Source organism: uncultured Croceicoccus sp. (genome assembly GCF_947496385.1).
In the GTDB taxonomy this organism is placed as follows: Bacteria; Pseudomonadota; Alphaproteobacteria; order Sphingomonadales; family Sphingomonadaceae; genus Croceicoccus.
In genome coordinates this window covers 399312-413750 of the sequence record NZ_CANMCP010000001.1, presented here as the reverse complement: position 1 = coordinate 413750, position 14439 = coordinate 399312, and the positions used below count along the sequence as shown (strand labels likewise).

At 65.2% G+C, this 14439-nt stretch carries 15 protein-coding genes; 5 read left to right on the top strand and 10 right to left on the bottom strand.

Features of this window, described 5'->3' with window-relative positions; all coding sequences use genetic code 11:
• Positions 1-75 precede the first annotated feature (75 nt).
• Positions 76-621, top strand: coding sequence for a type 1 glutamine amidotransferase domain-containing protein (locus Q0897_RS01985; RefSeq protein WP_299307230.1), 546 nt, complete (start codon positions 76-78; stop codon positions 619-621).
• 83 nt (positions 622-704) lie between these two features.
• Here Q0897_RS01985 and Q0897_RS01980 read toward each other — a convergent pair whose 3' ends face one another.
• Genes Q0897_RS01980 through Q0897_RS01970 form a run of 3 tightly spaced genes read right to left on the bottom strand, consistent with a single transcriptional unit; the run spans position 705 to position 3269 of the window.
• A complete protein-coding gene (locus Q0897_RS01980) occupies positions 705-1040 on the bottom strand; it encodes a 2Fe-2S iron-sulfur cluster-binding protein (protein ID WP_299307229.1) in 336 nt (111 codons plus the stop codon).
• A gap of 4 nt (positions 1041-1044) precedes the next feature.
• A complete protein-coding gene (locus Q0897_RS01975; RefSeq protein WP_299307228.1) occupies positions 1045-2133 on the bottom strand; it encodes a cysteine desulfurase family protein in 1089 nt (362 codons plus the stop codon).
• Positions 2130-3269, bottom strand: a complete 1140-nt coding sequence (locus Q0897_RS01970) for an aminotransferase class V-fold PLP-dependent enzyme (protein ID WP_299307227.1) — start codon at positions 3267-3269, stop codon at positions 2130-2132. Before Q0897_RS01970 ends, Q0897_RS01975 begins: the two co-directional genes overlap by 4 nt.
• 92 nt (positions 3270-3361) lie before the next feature.
• Here Q0897_RS01970 and Q0897_RS01965 point away from each other — a divergent pair, with 92 nt between their 5' ends.
• Positions 3362-4018, top strand: coding sequence for an alpha/beta hydrolase (locus tag Q0897_RS01965; protein ID WP_202083912.1), 657 nt, complete (start codon positions 3362-3364; stop codon positions 4016-4018).
• Between the two features lie 98 nt (positions 4019-4116).
• Here Q0897_RS01965 and Q0897_RS01960 read toward each other — a convergent pair whose 3' ends face one another.
• The 6 genes from Q0897_RS01960 to Q0897_RS01935 all read right to left on the bottom strand — a co-directional run bounded on the left by Q0897_RS01960 (position 4117) and on the right by Q0897_RS01935 (position 7539).
• Complete coding sequence (locus Q0897_RS01960) at positions 4117-4548, bottom strand: response regulator (RefSeq protein ID WP_202083910.1); 432 nt, start codon at positions 4546-4548, stop codon at positions 4117-4119.
• Positions 4549-4881: 333 nt separating this feature from the next.
• The gene (locus Q0897_RS01955; RefSeq protein ID WP_299307226.1) at positions 4882-5367 is read right to left on the bottom strand and encodes a DUF6692 family protein; all 486 of its coding nucleotides are present in this window, start codon (positions 5365-5367) and stop codon (positions 4882-4884) included.
• A complete protein-coding gene (locus Q0897_RS01950) occupies positions 5364-5858 on the bottom strand; it encodes a DUF305 domain-containing protein (RefSeq protein ID WP_299307573.1) in 495 nt (164 codons plus the stop codon). The genes Q0897_RS01955 and Q0897_RS01950 overlap by 4 nt, the downstream gene beginning before the upstream one ends.
• A gap of 114 nt (positions 5859-5972) precedes the next feature.
• Entirely contained in the window at positions 5973-6698 is a 726-nt protein-coding gene (locus tag Q0897_RS01945; protein WP_299307571.1) for a glutaredoxin, read from the bottom strand.
• 41 nt (positions 6699-6739) lie between these two features.
• Positions 6740-7216, bottom strand: a complete 477-nt coding sequence (locus Q0897_RS01940; protein WP_299307225.1) for a DUF411 domain-containing protein — start codon at positions 7214-7216, stop codon at positions 6740-6742.
• Between the two features lie 47 nt (positions 7217-7263).
• On the bottom strand, positions 7264-7539 hold the full coding sequence (locus Q0897_RS01935) for a metal-sensitive transcriptional regulator (RefSeq protein ID WP_299307224.1): 276 nt from the start codon (positions 7537-7539) through the stop codon (positions 7264-7266).
• A 94-nt stretch (positions 7540-7633) separates the two neighbouring features.
• Here Q0897_RS01935 and Q0897_RS01930 point away from each other — a divergent pair, with 94 nt between their 5' ends.
• Entirely contained in the window at positions 7634-9442 is a 1809-nt protein-coding gene (locus Q0897_RS01930; protein WP_299307223.1) for a copper resistance system multicopper oxidase, read from the top strand.
• A complete protein-coding gene (locus Q0897_RS01925) occupies positions 9442-10614 on the top strand; it encodes a copper resistance protein B (protein ID WP_299307222.1) in 1173 nt (390 codons plus the stop codon). The genes Q0897_RS01930 and Q0897_RS01925 overlap by 1 nt, the downstream gene beginning before the upstream one ends.
• Positions 10615-10829: 215 nt before the next feature.
• Here the strand turns inward: Q0897_RS01925 and Q0897_RS01920 are convergent, their stop codons facing one another.
• A complete protein-coding gene (locus Q0897_RS01920) occupies positions 10830-12500 on the bottom strand; it encodes a carboxylesterase family protein (RefSeq protein ID WP_366519888.1) in 1671 nt (556 codons plus the stop codon).
• A gap of 300 nt (positions 12501-12800) precedes the next feature.
• On the opposite strand from Q0897_RS01920, the gene cls reads away from it, so the two are divergent.
• Positions 12801-14231 (top strand): cardiolipin synthase, encoded by a 1431-nt coding sequence (gene cls / locus Q0897_RS01915; protein ID WP_299307221.1) that lies wholly within the window; start codon positions 12801-12803, stop codon positions 14229-14231.
• The last annotated feature ends 208 nt before the right edge of the window (positions 14232-14439 follow it).

Sequence of the window (14439 nt, the reverse complement as noted above, 5' to 3'; positions counted from 1 at the left end):
AATGGCGGAACGCATCCCGTCCCCCATCCGTTTCATAGGCAACACGCAAACAAAGCGATTCAAGGAGTTACACTCATGGCCAAACAGATTCTCATCATGGCGACCAACGGGTTCGAGCAGAGCGAGCTCATGAAGCCCAAGGCCAATTTCGAGGATGCCGGCATGACGGTCACCGTCGCCAGCCCCGAAAGCGGCGAAATCAAGGGCTGGGACCAGGACGACTGGGGCGACACGGTCAAGGTGGACAAGACGCTCGACCAGGTGAACGTCGCCGATTACGACGCGCTGGTTCTTCCCGGCGGGCAGATCAATCCCGACATCCTCCGGCTCGAGGAAAAAGCCGTGAAGATCGTCAAGGATTTCGACAATGCGGGCAAGCCGGTCGCCGCGATCTGCCACGGCCCGTGGATGCTGGTCGAGGCCGATGTGGTGAAGGGCAAGACCGTGACGAGCTGGCCCTCGGTCCGCACCGACCTGAAAAATGCAGGTGCCAGCGTCGTGGACAAGGAAGTCGCCGTCGACGGCAATCTCATCACCAGCCGCAACCCGGATGACATTCCCGCCTTTTCCAAGGCCGTCATCGATGCGGTCGAAAACGCGAAATCGCCCGCCATGGCATAAGCGCCAACGCGCGATCATGTAAAAAGGCCCGCCCGGCATCACGCCGCGGCGGGCTTTTTCATGCGTATCGTTGTGCCCGGCTCCTATCCCACGCCGCGCATGTCGTGCGAATCGAGCGGGATGGAAATGGCGAGCCCGTCGAGATCGGGGTCGAGAAGGATCTGACACGACAGGCGGCTCGTGCGCTGCACCCCCGCGGCGAGGTCGAGCATGTCTTCCTCTTCCTCGCTCGCCGGGGGGAGCCGGTCGAACCATTCGGGCGCGACAACCACGTGGCAAGTGGAGCAGGCCATCTGCCCCTCGCACGTCCCTTCGAGCGGCATGCCCGCGGCCTGCGCCGTTTCGAGGAGGCTCGCGCCGTCCCCGCCCTCGGCCTTGACGGTCTCGCCCTTGGCGGTGGTGATATTGACGCAGACCATCGGTTCAGAATCCCTGTTGCTTCGCCGCCGCCTGTATCAAGGCCGCGGCATGTTCCAGATCCTCTTCCCGTGTGTAGCGTCCGAACCCGAGCCGGATCGATTGTTTCGCCTTTGTGTCAGTCAATCCGATGGCCTGCAAGACATGGCTGGGCCGGCCCGACCCCGACGCGCATGCGGAACCGGCGGAAAAAGCGACCTCGCGTACCTCGGACATGAGCCGGGCCACGTCCAGCCCGTCGCGCCTGAGATTGAGGTTTCCGTGCCAGCGCAGCGCCTCGCTCCCATTGAGAGTCCAGCCTGCGAACCATGCGCGCGCCCTGTCGAAAAGGTGGCGGACATGCGCGGCATCCTCCTCCATCCGCGCGATGGCCAGCGCCGCCGCCGCCCCGAACCCTGTGCATAATGCGGGGCTGAGCGTGCCGGAACGCATGCCGTCCTGCTGCCCCCCGCCGGTGATCTGCGGATCGAGCGTCACCCCGCCGCGCACCCATAGCGCGCCGATCCCCTTCGGCCCGTGCAGCTTGTGCGCCGACACCGCGATGAGGTCGGCATGTGCGATTTCAATCCGCCCCGCCGCCTGCACCGCGTCGCACAGCATCAGCGCACCATCCGCCCGCGCCCGTTCCGTCATGGCGCCGACCGGTTGCACCGTGCCGATCTCATTATTGACCTGCATGAGCGCGACGAGCCGCGTTGCGTCCGGCCAGGGGGCGTCGGCGGCAACCACTCCGTCGTCACCGACCGGCAATTCGTGCACCCGAACGCCGAGGGCTGCGGCGGTATCGCGCACGGCGGCATGTTCGATCGCACTGATCGCCACCGGCCGGTCGTCGCCCGCCCGCGCCGTGCCCCGTATGGCAAGGTTGATCGCCTCGGTCGCGCCGGATGTAAAAACGACCTGTCCGCCCGGCGGGAAGAGCGCCGCGACCTGTTCGCGCGCGATGTCCACCGCCGCCGCCGCCATCCGTCCCATGCGATGCGGGCTGTGCGGATTGCCAAAGCCTGTGCCATCCGGCCCGTCCAGCCAGCGCAGCATCGCCTCGCGCGCTTCGGGCGCAAGCGGCGTCGTCGCCTGATAATCGAGATAGATCATGGCCGCCGCCGCCGCGCAATATCGCCCCACACGTCGAGGAATCGGTCGATGTCGGCCTCTCGCGTGTCGGGCCCGATGGACACGCGGATGACCTCGCCCGCGCTCTTGTCATCCATCCCCATGGCCGAGAGCACGTGGCTCGTCCGGAGCGAACCGGAGGAACAGGCGCTGCCGGCCGACACCGCGATCCCTGCGCTGTCGAGCCGGATAAGCTGCACCGCCGCGGCCACACCGGGCAGGCGATAGGACCCGATGGTCGCGATGCGCGGGCTGCGGTCGGCGACCACCTCCCCGCCCGCATCGATGATCGCATTCTCCAGCCTGCTGCGCAGTCGCAGAGCCTCCTCCATCCAGCCATGTCCGGCCTGCAATGCGGCGGCCATCGCCATGGCGCCGGGCACGTTTTCCGTCCCCCCGCGATAGCCGCGTTCCTGCCCCCCATCGGGTGCGATCATCCCGAAATCGCGCAACAGCAGCGCCCCGATGCCCGTCGGTCCGCCAAATTTATGCGCGGAAACCACCGCCATGTCCGCCGCCGGCATCGGGATTTTTCCCGCCCCTTGCGAACAATCGGCCAGCAGCAGCCCGCCGCCCGCCCGGATCGCATCGCCAAGCGCGTCGAGCGGTTGAATGACGCCCGTCTCATTGTTGACCTGTTGTATCGCGACCAGCGCATCGGTCGCATCGGGGAGATCGCCGGGCGCGATCATGCCCGCCACACCAACGGGAATCCGCGCCGCGCCCGTCGCATGCCGCGTGACGGCATCGTGCTCCACTTGGCTCACGATCCGCCGCGTTGCATGCGAACGATGCAGCCCAATCGACAATGCCTCGCTCGCCCCGCTGGTAAAGACGATCTCGCCCTGCCAGCCCAGCGCGTCCGCCACATCGGCGCGCGCCTGTTCGAGGGCGGCACGCGCCGCACGGCCCGGCGCATGCGGACTGCTCGGATTGGCGTTGAGCGTCATGCCGCGAAGCAGTGCATCGCGCGCCTGCGGCAGGATCGGCGCGCTGGCCGCGTGGTCGAGATAGGTTATTGTGTTCAGAGCGTTTCCACCGTTCGATGACGCACCCGCCCGACCCGCAACGGGAGGCGGAACGGGTGACGGTTCGCATTGTTCTTTTTGGCAACGCATCTATATAGGCTGCGTCCACAAATCACACCCCCGTGCGCGCTTCGCAACGAAAGCCGCAGCATGGGGCCAGCATCAGGTAACGACATCACCCCATGCCAGCCGTTATTTTTCCCGGTCCCGAAGGCCGCCTAGAAGGCCGTTATCATCCCGCCCCGCGCCCGCGTGCGCCGCTTGCCATGATATTGCACCCGCATCCGCAGGGCGGCGGCACCATGAACGAGCGTATCACGCAAGCCCTGTTTAAGGATTTTGCCGCGCGCGGTTTCGCCGTCCTGCGCTTCAACTTTCGCGGCGTCGGTCGCAGCCAGGGCAGTTTCGACAATGGCGTCGGCGAATTGTCCGATGCGGCGAGCGCTCTCGACTGGGTGCAGTCGGTCCATCCCGAGGCGCAGGTTACGTGGATCGCGGGCGTCAGTTTTGGCGCGCTCATCGGGATGCAGCTGATGATGCGGCGCCCGGAAATCCGCGGCTTCATCTCCATCGCGCCGCCGGCGAACATGTACGATTTCTCGTTCCTGGCGCCCTGTCCCGCCTCCGGCATCATGATCCAGGGTGCCGCCGATACGGTGGTGACGCCGTCTTCGGTGCAGAAGCTTGTCGACAAGCTGCGCACGCAGAAGCACATCACAATTCACCACGACGAGATTCCGCGCGCGAACCATTTTTTCGAGCATGAATTCGACGAGCTCATGCGCTCTGTCGACAATTACCTCGATTTCCGCCTGTCGCCCGATTGTCAGATCCGGTGATCCCGCGGTCAAACTGATCCACCGGCCGCCGATGACCCGGCGGCCGATACGGCGGATCGGCCGTTGATCGATTCCGGGGCTCCGGCCCCGCCAGATGGTCAGACCGGGCGCGCGACCATCTTGCCGAATTGCGGCATGCCTTCCATGCCCGAAATGCGGCGCATCGCGCCCTGTATCAGGCGGTCCGCGCGGAACAGCAATTGTTCCATGTTGCAGGGTTTCGTGATGTAATCGTCCGCCCCGTCGTAATAGGCGATCGATTGATCCGCATCGGTGCGCACCGCGGTGAGCATGAGGACCGGAACCATGGCGAGTTCCTTGCTGATCCGCATGGAGCGCAGCACTTCGATCCCGGACATTTCAGGCATGCGTTGGTCAAGGATGGCAAGATGCGGCGGGCGGAACCGAATGGCATCGAGCGCCGAACGGCCATCCTTGCACCAGCCGACGGCATGGCCGGCATCCATCAGCGTATCGCGGACGATTTCACCGACGATCTCATCGTCTTCGGCCAGAATGATGCGCGCCATTTACTACTCCTGTCCTCCCCGAACCCGGTGATCGGCAAACGATCGGGAGATGTCGAAAATCGGGAAGGTTTTCGATCCATCCGTTGCGTGCCGACAGGAGTTACCTCAAATTGCGTAAAACCGCCGTCTGCAACGCCCTAGGGGTTATCCCGCAGCAAGGGTCGCGGCAAAGGAAGGCCGGTCCGATCCGGATGCAACCGCATCCCGACGGATCGGAAATGGTGGCAACCGCCTTTTGCCCGGATTGCCGCGCGTTACGGAGCACCGCGCCCGCATCGTTGCGGCGCGCTGGACATGGTTAACAAACGGGTAGCGAAGAGGATCGCCGCCGGTTCAGCCCTCGCAGCTCGTATAGCCGCGATACCCCAGCTCGTCCCCCGCACCGGGCGGAACCACGATCATCTCCAGGCCCCGCAATCCGGCATTGCCCCGCGTGTCGAGCAGCCGGGCGGTGACGACCAATTGCCCACTTTCGAACCGGTCGGCACCCGCCGCATCGAGCGGAATGAGCGTGCCATTGAGCTTGATGAACCCTTGCTCCCCCGGGGTATAGACGAAGGCCGGGAAACTGACCTCGGTGAGGGTGAAAACGCATCGCCCTTCGGTCCCGCCGATCGCGGCCACGTCGGCATCGCTCATCGTTTCCGGTTTGATGAGCGCGGTCGACACGTTCCGTAACGCAGGGGCAGCCGGCATGATCGGTGCGGCCTGCGCGGGCGGGTCGCGTCCGGCTTCGCGGTCGTTGCCGATGGCCGTATTGCGGTTGCACCCGGCAAGAGCGAGCGCGGACAGGGCGGCGACAATGACGAGCTTTTTCATCGGTCAGCCCCCGCCGTTCCTTCGGCCCGCACGTTCATGCCTTCGGGAAGGCGTTCCTCCGTGCGGATGCCGTTCTCCTCAATGTCGGCGATCAGGTATTTCATCTGCGCAATTTCGCGGCGCTGCGCGAGGATGATGTCATGCGCCAGCTTGCGCACGCGCGGATCCTTGAGGCTCGCCCGCTCGCTCGTCATGATGGCGATCGAATGATGCGGGATCATCGCGGACATGTATTCGGTGTCGTCCACCGTCGCCTGGCTCCGCACGAGCCAGAGGGACAGGGCGAACACGACGACCCCGACGCCGATTATGATGAAATTCCGGGTCCGGTCCTTGTACATGCCCCACATGAAAAGGAGCATGACGACCATCATCATCGCCCCCATCACGAACATCATCCAGAAACGCGTCTCGCTCCAGAATATGTGATCGGCATCGAAAGTATTGGCATACATGAGCCCGAACATGATGACCGTGGAGGTCGACACCATCGCCATGAAGCGCCAATAATTGCCGCCGCCGCCGGACGTATTGCCGGATTGGTCATTCGCCATGTCGATGCTCCTTCCAATTCCTCAAATATTCTGGCCGCAGTTGGGCCGGGATTACAGAACGACCCAGCCCAGCGCCTTGGCCCCCATCCACAGGCCCATGCCGATCATGAACAGGTTCTCGGTCAGCGAAACGAAGCCCAACGGAACGTTGCTGCCCCCGCCGACGCACGCGCATTTCAGTTCGCGCTTGTCGATATATACGGCCTTGAACACGCTGATCGCGCCGACGGTTCCGATGAACAGCGATACCGGCACCGACACGATCGGCAACGCATGCGCCACCATCAATATGCCGGCCAGCGCCTCGCCGAACGGGTAGATGAAGCCATAGCGCACCCATCGCCGCGCCAGCAGGTCGTAATTGAGGAACATGGTCGAGAAGCTGCGGATATCCTGCAGCTTTTGTATGGCGAGCAGCGCCATCGACAGGCTGACGAACCATTCGATCGCCTGCACGGTGAAGATCGTGCCGAACACGTACCAGCTGACCGCGAGGCCCAGCAGGAACGCGACGCCGAAAATGGCGATCACGGGCTGATAGCTGGTTTCGCCCTCCTTCTGCACCGACTTGCCGAAATATTCGCGCAAATCGTCATAGCCGCCGATCCGCTCGCCATCGATGAAGGTCTGCGGCGTGGTCTTGACCCCGTGCTTTTCCTTGAACGCGTCGGTTTCCTCCCGCGTTTCGAGGTAGTGGTCGTCCACCGCGAACCCTTCGCGTTCGAGCAGGTCGACCGTCTTCAATCCGTAGGGGCAGACATGCTCGGGCATGACCATCCGGTACACGGTGGCGGTTTTCTCCTGTGCGGCATTGTGTTTCACGATGCGCTCCCGCCGTGGCTGGCCCACACGCTGCGGCCCTTCGGACCGAACGCGATGACCTTGTACGGCTGGCGATGGGGGCCGTTCTCCATGCCGGGCGAACCCATCGGCATGCCCGCGACGGCGAGCCCCGCGACACCGGCCGGACGTTCGGACAGCAGGCGTTCGACATCGGCGGCGGGCACATGCCCTTCGATGACATAGCCGTCCACGATGGCGGTGTGACACGACACGAGGTCGCCCGGCACGCCATTTTTCGCCTTCACCGATGCCATGTCGGGATGGTCGACGGCCTTTACATCGTGCTTGCCGGCCTTCTCCACATGATCGGCCCAGCCGAGACAGCACCCACAATTGGGATCGCGATACATGGTGAAACTGGCCGCCTGTGCAACACCGGCGCAGGCCGCGACGAATATCGCGGCGGACGAGGCGACCATGCGCAGCGCGCCTTTACGGGTTCGATCGGTCATCAGTATATTCCTTTACATCTCGTATCATGCGCAAGGGTGGCGTGGGATCAACGCTTCGCCTTTTCGAAAAGATCGACCAGCTCGCCGAATTTTTCCTTCTGCTCCTCTGCATCGCCGCTCGCGATGGCGTCGGCGACGCAGCAGGCGGCGTGCCGTTTCAATATTTCGCTCTCCGCCCGGCCCAGCGCGGCCTTGATCGCCTGCATCTGGGTCAGGATGTCGATGCAATAGCGGTCATCCTCGACCATCTGTGCGACGCCGCGTACCTGCCCCTCGATCCGGCGGAGGCGGTTGACGATGCGGGAACCATGGGTTGCCGACACTTCGAATTCTCCAATATGCAATTATACCCTGCGGGGTATCTTGCCATACTCCCGAGGGGTATATATGACGGACCGCGAAGGAGTTGCAAGGTCCATGTCCCGATTGAACGTTTCACGCCGCGGTCTGCTTGCCGCCGGAACCCTGGGCGCGGGGGCGCTCGCCCTGCCCGCATGGGCGCGCGGCGGCGATCTGCATGGCGGGATGATCCGCCCCGGCTTTGACGAGGTATCGGGCCGCGACATCGCGCTGACCATCGGCAAGGGCACGCATACGGTACAGGGGCGGCGCGGCCATGCCATCGCCGTCAACGGAAGCGTGCCCGGCCCGCTCGTCCGCCTGCGCGAGGGGGATCCGGTGCGCATCGCGGTCACCAACACGCTGGACGAGGACAGTTCGATCCACTGGCACGGGCTGCTGCTCCCGTTTCAGTTCGACGGCGTGCCCGGCGTCAGCTTTCCCGGCATCGCGCCCGGCGAAACCTTCGTCTACGACATTCCCGCCCTGCGTCAGCACGGCACGTATTGGTGGCACAGCCATTCCGGCATGCAGGAACAGGCAGGGCATTACGGCCCGATCATGGTGGAACCCGCGCGCCGCGACCCGGTCGCGCCGGACCGCGATTACGTCATTCTGCTCAGCGAATTCAGCCCGCTCCACCCGCACACCATCATGGACAAGCTCAAGAAGGGCGAGGAATACTTCAATTTCCAGAAGACGTCGTGGACCGGCGATTACCCGCTTTCGGGAGAGGACCGGCGCATGTGGGCGAACATGCGCATGACGCCGACCGACATCGCCGACGTGACCGGCTCCACCTACACCTATCTCGCCAACGGGCGCGGGCCGGAGGAAGGCCTCGAATTCGCGTTCACCCGGGGCGAGCGCGTGCGGCTGCGCATCATCAACGGCAGCGCGATGACCTTCTTCAACATCCGCATTCCCGGCATGAAATTCCACGTGGTCGCCGCCGACGGACAGGACGTGCGCCCGGTGGAGGTCGAGGAATTCCAGATCGGCACGGCGGAAACCTACGACATCCTGGTCGAACCTGTGGGCGAGGCGCATGCGATCGTCGCGGAAAGCATGGACCGGTCGGGCATGGCGGTGGCCATGCTGGCGTCCCGCCCCGGTGCGCGGGCCGCTGTGCCGGCGCTGCGCGATCCGCCGCTGCTGACCACGGCGGACATGGGCATGAACCACGGCACCGAACTGGACCTGAGTGCGGACGGGGCCGGAGACATGGCCGGTATGGACCATGCGGCAATGGGCCATGCCATGCCTTCGGACGCGTCCGGCGGGCATGATATGGGCGGTATGAACATGCGCGATACGTCGCTGCTTCCGCCCGATGTGAAGGTCGGACCGGGGATCGACATGGTGTCGATGAACCCCGTCGATCGCATGGGCGATCCGGGCATCGGGCTCGACACGGTCGAACACCGCGTGCTGACCTACAAGGATCTCGTCGCGCTGGCGCCCAATGACGATTTGCGAACGCCGTCGCGGCAGATGGAAATCCACCTGACCGGCAATATGGAACGGTACATGTGGTCCTTCGACGGGAAGAAATTTTCCTCCGTGAGCGAGGAGCCGATCCGTTTCGCCTATAACGAGCGGGTCCGCGTAAAGCTTGTCAACGACACGATGATGGCGCACCCGATCCACCTCCACGGCCATTTCTTCGAGCTGGTCAACGGCGCGCCCGCCGATCATCAGCCGCAGAAGCACACGGTCATCGTCCAGCCGGGCGGAAGCGCCACCTTCGACCTGACCGCGGACGAGGAAGGCGACTGGGCCTTTCACTGTCACCTGCTCTACCACATGCACATGGGCATGTTTCAGATCGTGACGGTCGCACCGCGTGGCAACCGGCCCGATGTCGAACGGGTGGGAGAAGATTGATGCGCCCGCTCGTCGCCATTCTCCTGTGCGCCGCCGCCACGCCCGCATTCGCACAGGATCACGCCGGCCATGCCACGGGTGGAGAAGACCCCGCCCCGACCGCGTGCGAGGAGGAAGCCGCCCGCCACCGTGCAATGGGCCACGCGGTGCCCGACGGGGCCTGCACGCCGGGCCCGCATGATATGCCGGAAGCGGCGACAACGGACGACCATGCCGGCACCCACGCGGGACATTCCGGAATGGATCCCGATGCGATGGACCACGACGCCATGGATCATGGAGAGATGGACCTGCGTTCCATGGACCACGGCGAAACGGACCACGGCGAAATGGATCACGGTGCCATGGGCCACGGCGAAATGGACCACGGGGCCATGGACCACGGCGCCATGGACCACGGCACCATGGATCACGGCGCGATGCCGGTGCCACGCACCGCGCCGCCTGCTGCTGCGGGAAGCGGCCCGGCGCGTGCCGCCGATGCCATCTGGGGCGCCGATGCGATGCGCGCCTCGCGCGAGGCATTGCGCACGGAGAACGGCGGCATGCGCTATTTCTGGTTTCAGGGCGACCGGGCCGAATATCGCGCGCGCGAAGGCGGCGACGGCTATCTCTGGGACGTGCAGGGGTATTACGGCGGCGATCTCGACAAGTTCTGGTTCAAGAGCGAGGGTGAAGGCACCTTTGGCGAGCAGCCCGAAGACGCCGAGATTCAGGGATTGTGGAGCCACGCCATCGGCCCCTGGTGGGATGTGCAGGCCGGCATCCGGCAGGACCTGACCGGGCCGGAGCGCACGCATGCGGTGCTCGGCGTGCAGGGGCTTGCGCCTTATCTGTTCGAAGTCGATGCCGCCGCTTTCCTGTCGAACGAAGGCGATCTGACCGCCCGTGTGGAGGCCGAGGTCGAGCAGCGGATCACGCAGCGGCTCATCCTGCAACCGCGCGGCGAAGTGAACCTTTCGGCGCAGGACGTACCGGAACTCGCCCTCGGCACGGGCATCACCTCCGCCGAGGTGGGCGTGCGGCTGCGCTACGAGATCATCCGCGAATTCGCGCCCTATATCGGGGTGGAGCAGGAATGGCAGCTCGGCAAAAGCGCGGACCAGGCCCGCCTCGACGGTGAGGATCCGAGCGTGACGAACTATGTCGTGGGCGTGCGCTTCTGGTTCTGAGCCTTACAGCCCGGCCCCCGTTCCATCATGCCGATCGCCGTGTCGTGGGTGCGGGACCGATGCGCCACGCGCCGGGCCTGAACGCAAACCCGTGCAGGCCGGACGGTTCAGGCGGCCTCGCTTTCTTGTGCGTACCGACCCCGCCCCGGCGCAGCTGACCCTGCCCCGACCTGATCCGCCCGCAACACCGGCCGGTCAACCCGCCGGCGCGCCGGTCATGGCTGCTTTCCCAAGGCGGCGAGTTCGGCGTCCATCGCGGCCAGCTTCTCGTCCGTCATCACCTGCGGCATGTAGGCGCGGACCGTGTCGAAGGTGGCATCCCGCGCCATTCCGATTTGCGGGCTGTTCACGAAATCGGGGAAATAGCGTGCGAGGATCGGCCGGGCCGCCGGATCGTCGAGCATGGTTCCGATCGGCGTCGTCAGGCTGTTGTAAAGACGGGAGGCACGCGCGGCGTCCACCCGCCGGCGCATCGCGTCAATGTCCGCGCCCCATGGATCGCGCTGCGCCGCGGCCTCGCCCGAAGCCGCGAAATCCATGATCGCGTCCGACGCCACGCCATAGCGGGGCCAGAACGGCAGGTCGGGACCGTTGGGATTGCCGGTCTTCACGAAATTGACGAGATAGTCGCTCACCATATGGCCGACGGCGATGTCCTGCGCGGTGGTCGCATCGCCGTATTTGATGGCGGTATTGTCGAAGAAAAACGGGATTTCCGAGGCATGTTGCGCGCCCGGCTGCGCAATGGCCTCCGCCACGTAGGAAAACCGATATTGCCACACCGGCACATCCTTTTGCGCCAGCATGCCCGCAACGTCGCGGGCGCCTGCGACCATATACCCGGTCTTGCCGCCGATGTCCGCACTGGTCGCGCCGATCATCATCGGCACCTTTGCAAAACGGTCGCGGGCATAGGCCTGCTCAAGATCGACGAGCACGGTCCCGTCGGCAAAAGGCCGCGTATAGGTGACAGGATCCACAGGCTGCTGCATCAGGTTCAGCCCGTCGGTAACCTCCTGTGCCGAAAGGGCGCGAAGCTGCGCCAGGGCGCCCGGTGCATCGGGGTCGATGGCGTAGCGGCGGGCGAAATTATCGCCGATCCGCTCCGCCTCGGCGAGCGTCTTGCCCTCGCCCTTCCCATTGCCGCCGGACATGACCACGGCCCGCGCGAACAGGCCTTGCGACAGCGGTGAGGTGACGAGATTATGCACCGACATGCCGCCCGCGCTTTCGCCGACGATCGTCACATTGGCGGGATCCCCGCCAAAGGCCGCGGCATTTCGCCGCACCCATTCGAGCGCGGCAATCTGATCCATCGCACCGTAATTCGCGAGCCGGCCATCATCGGCGTTCTCTTCGGTAAGCTGCGGAAAGGCGAAGGTCCCGAACCGCCCGACGCGATAGTTGAAGCTGACGACGACAATGCCGTCCCGCGCCAGGTTCGCGCCCGCGTAGGTGGGCGGCGATGCCCCGCCGTTCACAAAACCGCCGCCATAGATCCACACCATGACCGGCAGGTCGGACCCCGCCCCCGCTGGCCGCCATACATTGGCATAGAGGCAATCTTCCGCCGGTTCGGTGCCGAGCGGGGCCGCATCGCTGGGAAAGGGGAGCTGCATGCAGTCAGGGCTGTAGGCGGTGGTTTCGCGCACGCCGTCCCACGGGCGAACCGGCTGCGGCGCGCGCCAGCGTAGCGCGCCCACCGGCGGCTGCGCAAAGGGAATGCCCTTCCAGCTTATCACCCCGTCGTCCTGTTCCCCGCGGATCGCGCCGCTGTCGATCCGCACCTGCTCTACGCCTGGCGGCACCGACTGGGCCGATACGGCCTGCATCGGCCACATCGCGGCAAGCCCGGCGAGCAGCATGGGCAATCGGGTCAATCGCATCGCTTTTTCCTTTCCTCGGGACGCGGGACGATGGCACGCGCCACCGGACGCCGGGTTTGCCCGCCCTTCTCGATCCGGCGCGAGCTTCCCCTTTCCTGTGCCAGACCGACGGCCGCACGCAAAGCAAATCGACCATCGCAGTAGGTCCGCCACGCATGTCGGTATCGTAGCCCCCTCTCGCGAAGGGAACGCGACACGCGGGCAATATGCGCTTGTCCTTGGGGCGAAATGCGTGTTGGACCCCGGTTCAACACTCGAAAGAGCGGCGGCAAGACGCGAGGAAGGCAGGGCGAACCCTCATTGACCGGACTTGAGACAGCGGCGTGGCTGACCCTTCTCGTGGTGCAGCTTTGCGTGATCCTTCGCGCGATCCTGCTCGAAGGGCGCGATTCTTCTGCGCGCGCGGCATGGTTGCTGTTGCTGATCGCCCTGCCGGTGGTGGGGGTCGTGCTCTACATCCTGTTCGGCGAACCCTGGATTTCGAGCGGGCTGCGCACGCGGGACCGGCGCATCCGGGAGGGCTTGCGTGCGTTGGCGCCGTCGGCGGCGCGGCACGACGATGCGGGCGGCCGGTACGCCAATGCCTTCGCCACGTTCGAGGCGGCGTCCCGCTGGCCCGTCGCGACCGGAAATGCGGCGCGGCTCACGCCCGATGCCGATGGGGCGATCGCGATGCTGGTGGCCGACATCGACGCCGCGACGACGGCGGTGCATCTCTGCTTCTATATCTGGCTCGAAGACGACAATGGCACGATGGTCGCGGAGGCCGTATGCCGCGCGGCACGCCGGGGCGTGGCCTGCCGCATTGCCGCCGATGCGATCGGATCGCGCGGCCTCATCCGTTCCGCATGCTGGACCATGATGCGCGATGCCGGCGCTCATCTGTGCAGCGTGCTGCGCGCGCCTTTCGGCCTCGGCTTTCTCGTCGGGCATCGCATCGATCTTCGCAATCATCGCAAGATCGCCGTCATCGACGGGCGCGTTGCCTATTGCGGAAGCCAGAATTGCGCCGATCCGGCCTTTCGGATCAAGCGCCGCTTTGCGCCGTGGGTCGACATTCTCGTCCGTTTCGAAGGGCCGGTCGTGCGTCAGACCGAACTGATCTTCGCCGCGACATGGGCGCTCGAAACGGGGGAGGATCTGCGCCCGGCCCTCCCCGACGCGCCGCAGCCTGTCGCCGGGGGTTTTCCCGCCATCGCCACCGGGACGGGGCCGATGTCGCCGCGCGGGACGATGACCGCCATGTTCGTTGCCGTGCTCGCCGCGGCGCAATCGCGCGTGACGATCACGACGCCCTATTTCGCGCCCGATCCGCCCTTGCTCGCCGCCATCATTGCCGCGGCGCGGCGCGGGGTGGCGGTCCGCATCGTCTTCCCGCATCGCAACGACAGCAGGGCGCTCGTCGCGATCAGCCGGGCCTACTATCCATCGCTTATCGAGGCGGGGGTGCGTATTTTCGAATATTGCGGCGGGTTGCTGCATGCCAAGACCATCGTCGCCGACACCGCCCTTGCGATGATCGGATCGTCCAACATGGACCGGCGGAGCCTCGACCTCAATTTCGAGAACAACCTGCTCCTCGATTGCCCGCAGTTCGCCGCGCAACTGGAGCAGCGGCAGGAGGACTGGCTCCGCGATGCGATCGAGATCGACCGCGAGGATGCCACCGGCCGCGCCATGCCGCGCCGCCTGATCGACAATTTGCTGACCATGGTTGCGGCGGTGTTCTGAGGCCGGTTCCGAACAGGCAGACCATTCGCGATGCCGCGATGGCATGTGTACTGGACACGGCGGGCACTTCATACCGTTTAAGACGGTTCCGCAAGATCGCGGCGCGTCACCGGCGAATGCGGGCTACTTCCTCGTTCGCCCCAATGCCCGAACGGACTGGCAAACGTTTCGAGAAGTCCGCAACCGGTGTGCACGGTGCAGCCGCGAC

Bases quoted from the DNA above. Each gene is read 5' to 3' on its own strand.
- Q0897_RS01955 (WP_299307226.1), bottom strand. From the start codon at position 5,367: ATGAAAAAGCTCGTCATTGTCGCCGCCCTGTCCGCGCTCGCTCTTGCC.
- Q0897_RS01960 (WP_202083910.1), bottom strand. From the start codon at position 4,548: ATGGCGCGCATCATTCTGGCCGAAGACGATGAGATCGTCGGTGAAATC.
- Q0897_RS01980 (WP_299307229.1), bottom strand. From the start codon at position 1,040: ATGGTCTGCGTCAATATCACCACCGCCAAGGGCGAGACCGTCAAGGCC.
- Q0897_RS01970 (WP_299307227.1), bottom strand. From the start codon at position 3,269: ATGCGTTGCCAAAAAGAACAATGCGAACCGTCACCCGTTCCGCCTCCC.
- Q0897_RS01950 (WP_299307573.1), bottom strand. From the start codon at position 5,858: ATGGTGTCGACCTCCACGGTCATCATGTTCGGGCTCATGTATGCCAAT.
- Q0897_RS01965 (WP_202083912.1), top strand. From the start codon at position 3,362: ATGCCAGCCGTTATTTTTCCCGGTCCCGAAGGCCGCCTAGAAGGCCGT.
- Q0897_RS01940 (WP_299307225.1), bottom strand. From the start codon at position 7,216: ATGACCGATCGAACCCGTAAAGGCGCGCTGCGCATGGTCGCCTCGTCC.
- Q0897_RS01925 (WP_299307222.1), top strand. From the start codon at position 9,442: ATGCGCCCGCTCGTCGCCATTCTCCTGTGCGCCGCCGCCACGCCCGCA.
- Q0897_RS01930 (WP_299307223.1), top strand. From the start codon at position 7,634: ATGTCCCGATTGAACGTTTCACGCCGCGGTCTGCTTGCCGCCGGAACC.
- Q0897_RS01920 (WP_366519888.1), bottom strand. From the start codon at position 12,500: ATGCGATTGACCCGATTGCCCATGCTGCTCGCCGGGCTTGCCGCGATG.
- Q0897_RS01975 (WP_299307228.1), bottom strand. From the start codon at position 2,133: ATGATCTATCTCGATTATCAGGCGACGACGCCGCTTGCGCCCGAAGCG.
- Q0897_RS01945 (WP_299307571.1), bottom strand. From the start codon at position 6,698: ATGGTCATGCCCGAGCATGTCTGCCCCTACGGATTGAAGACGGTCGAC.
- Q0897_RS01985 (WP_299307230.1), top strand. From the start codon at position 76: ATGGCCAAACAGATTCTCATCATGGCGACCAACGGGTTCGAGCAGAGC.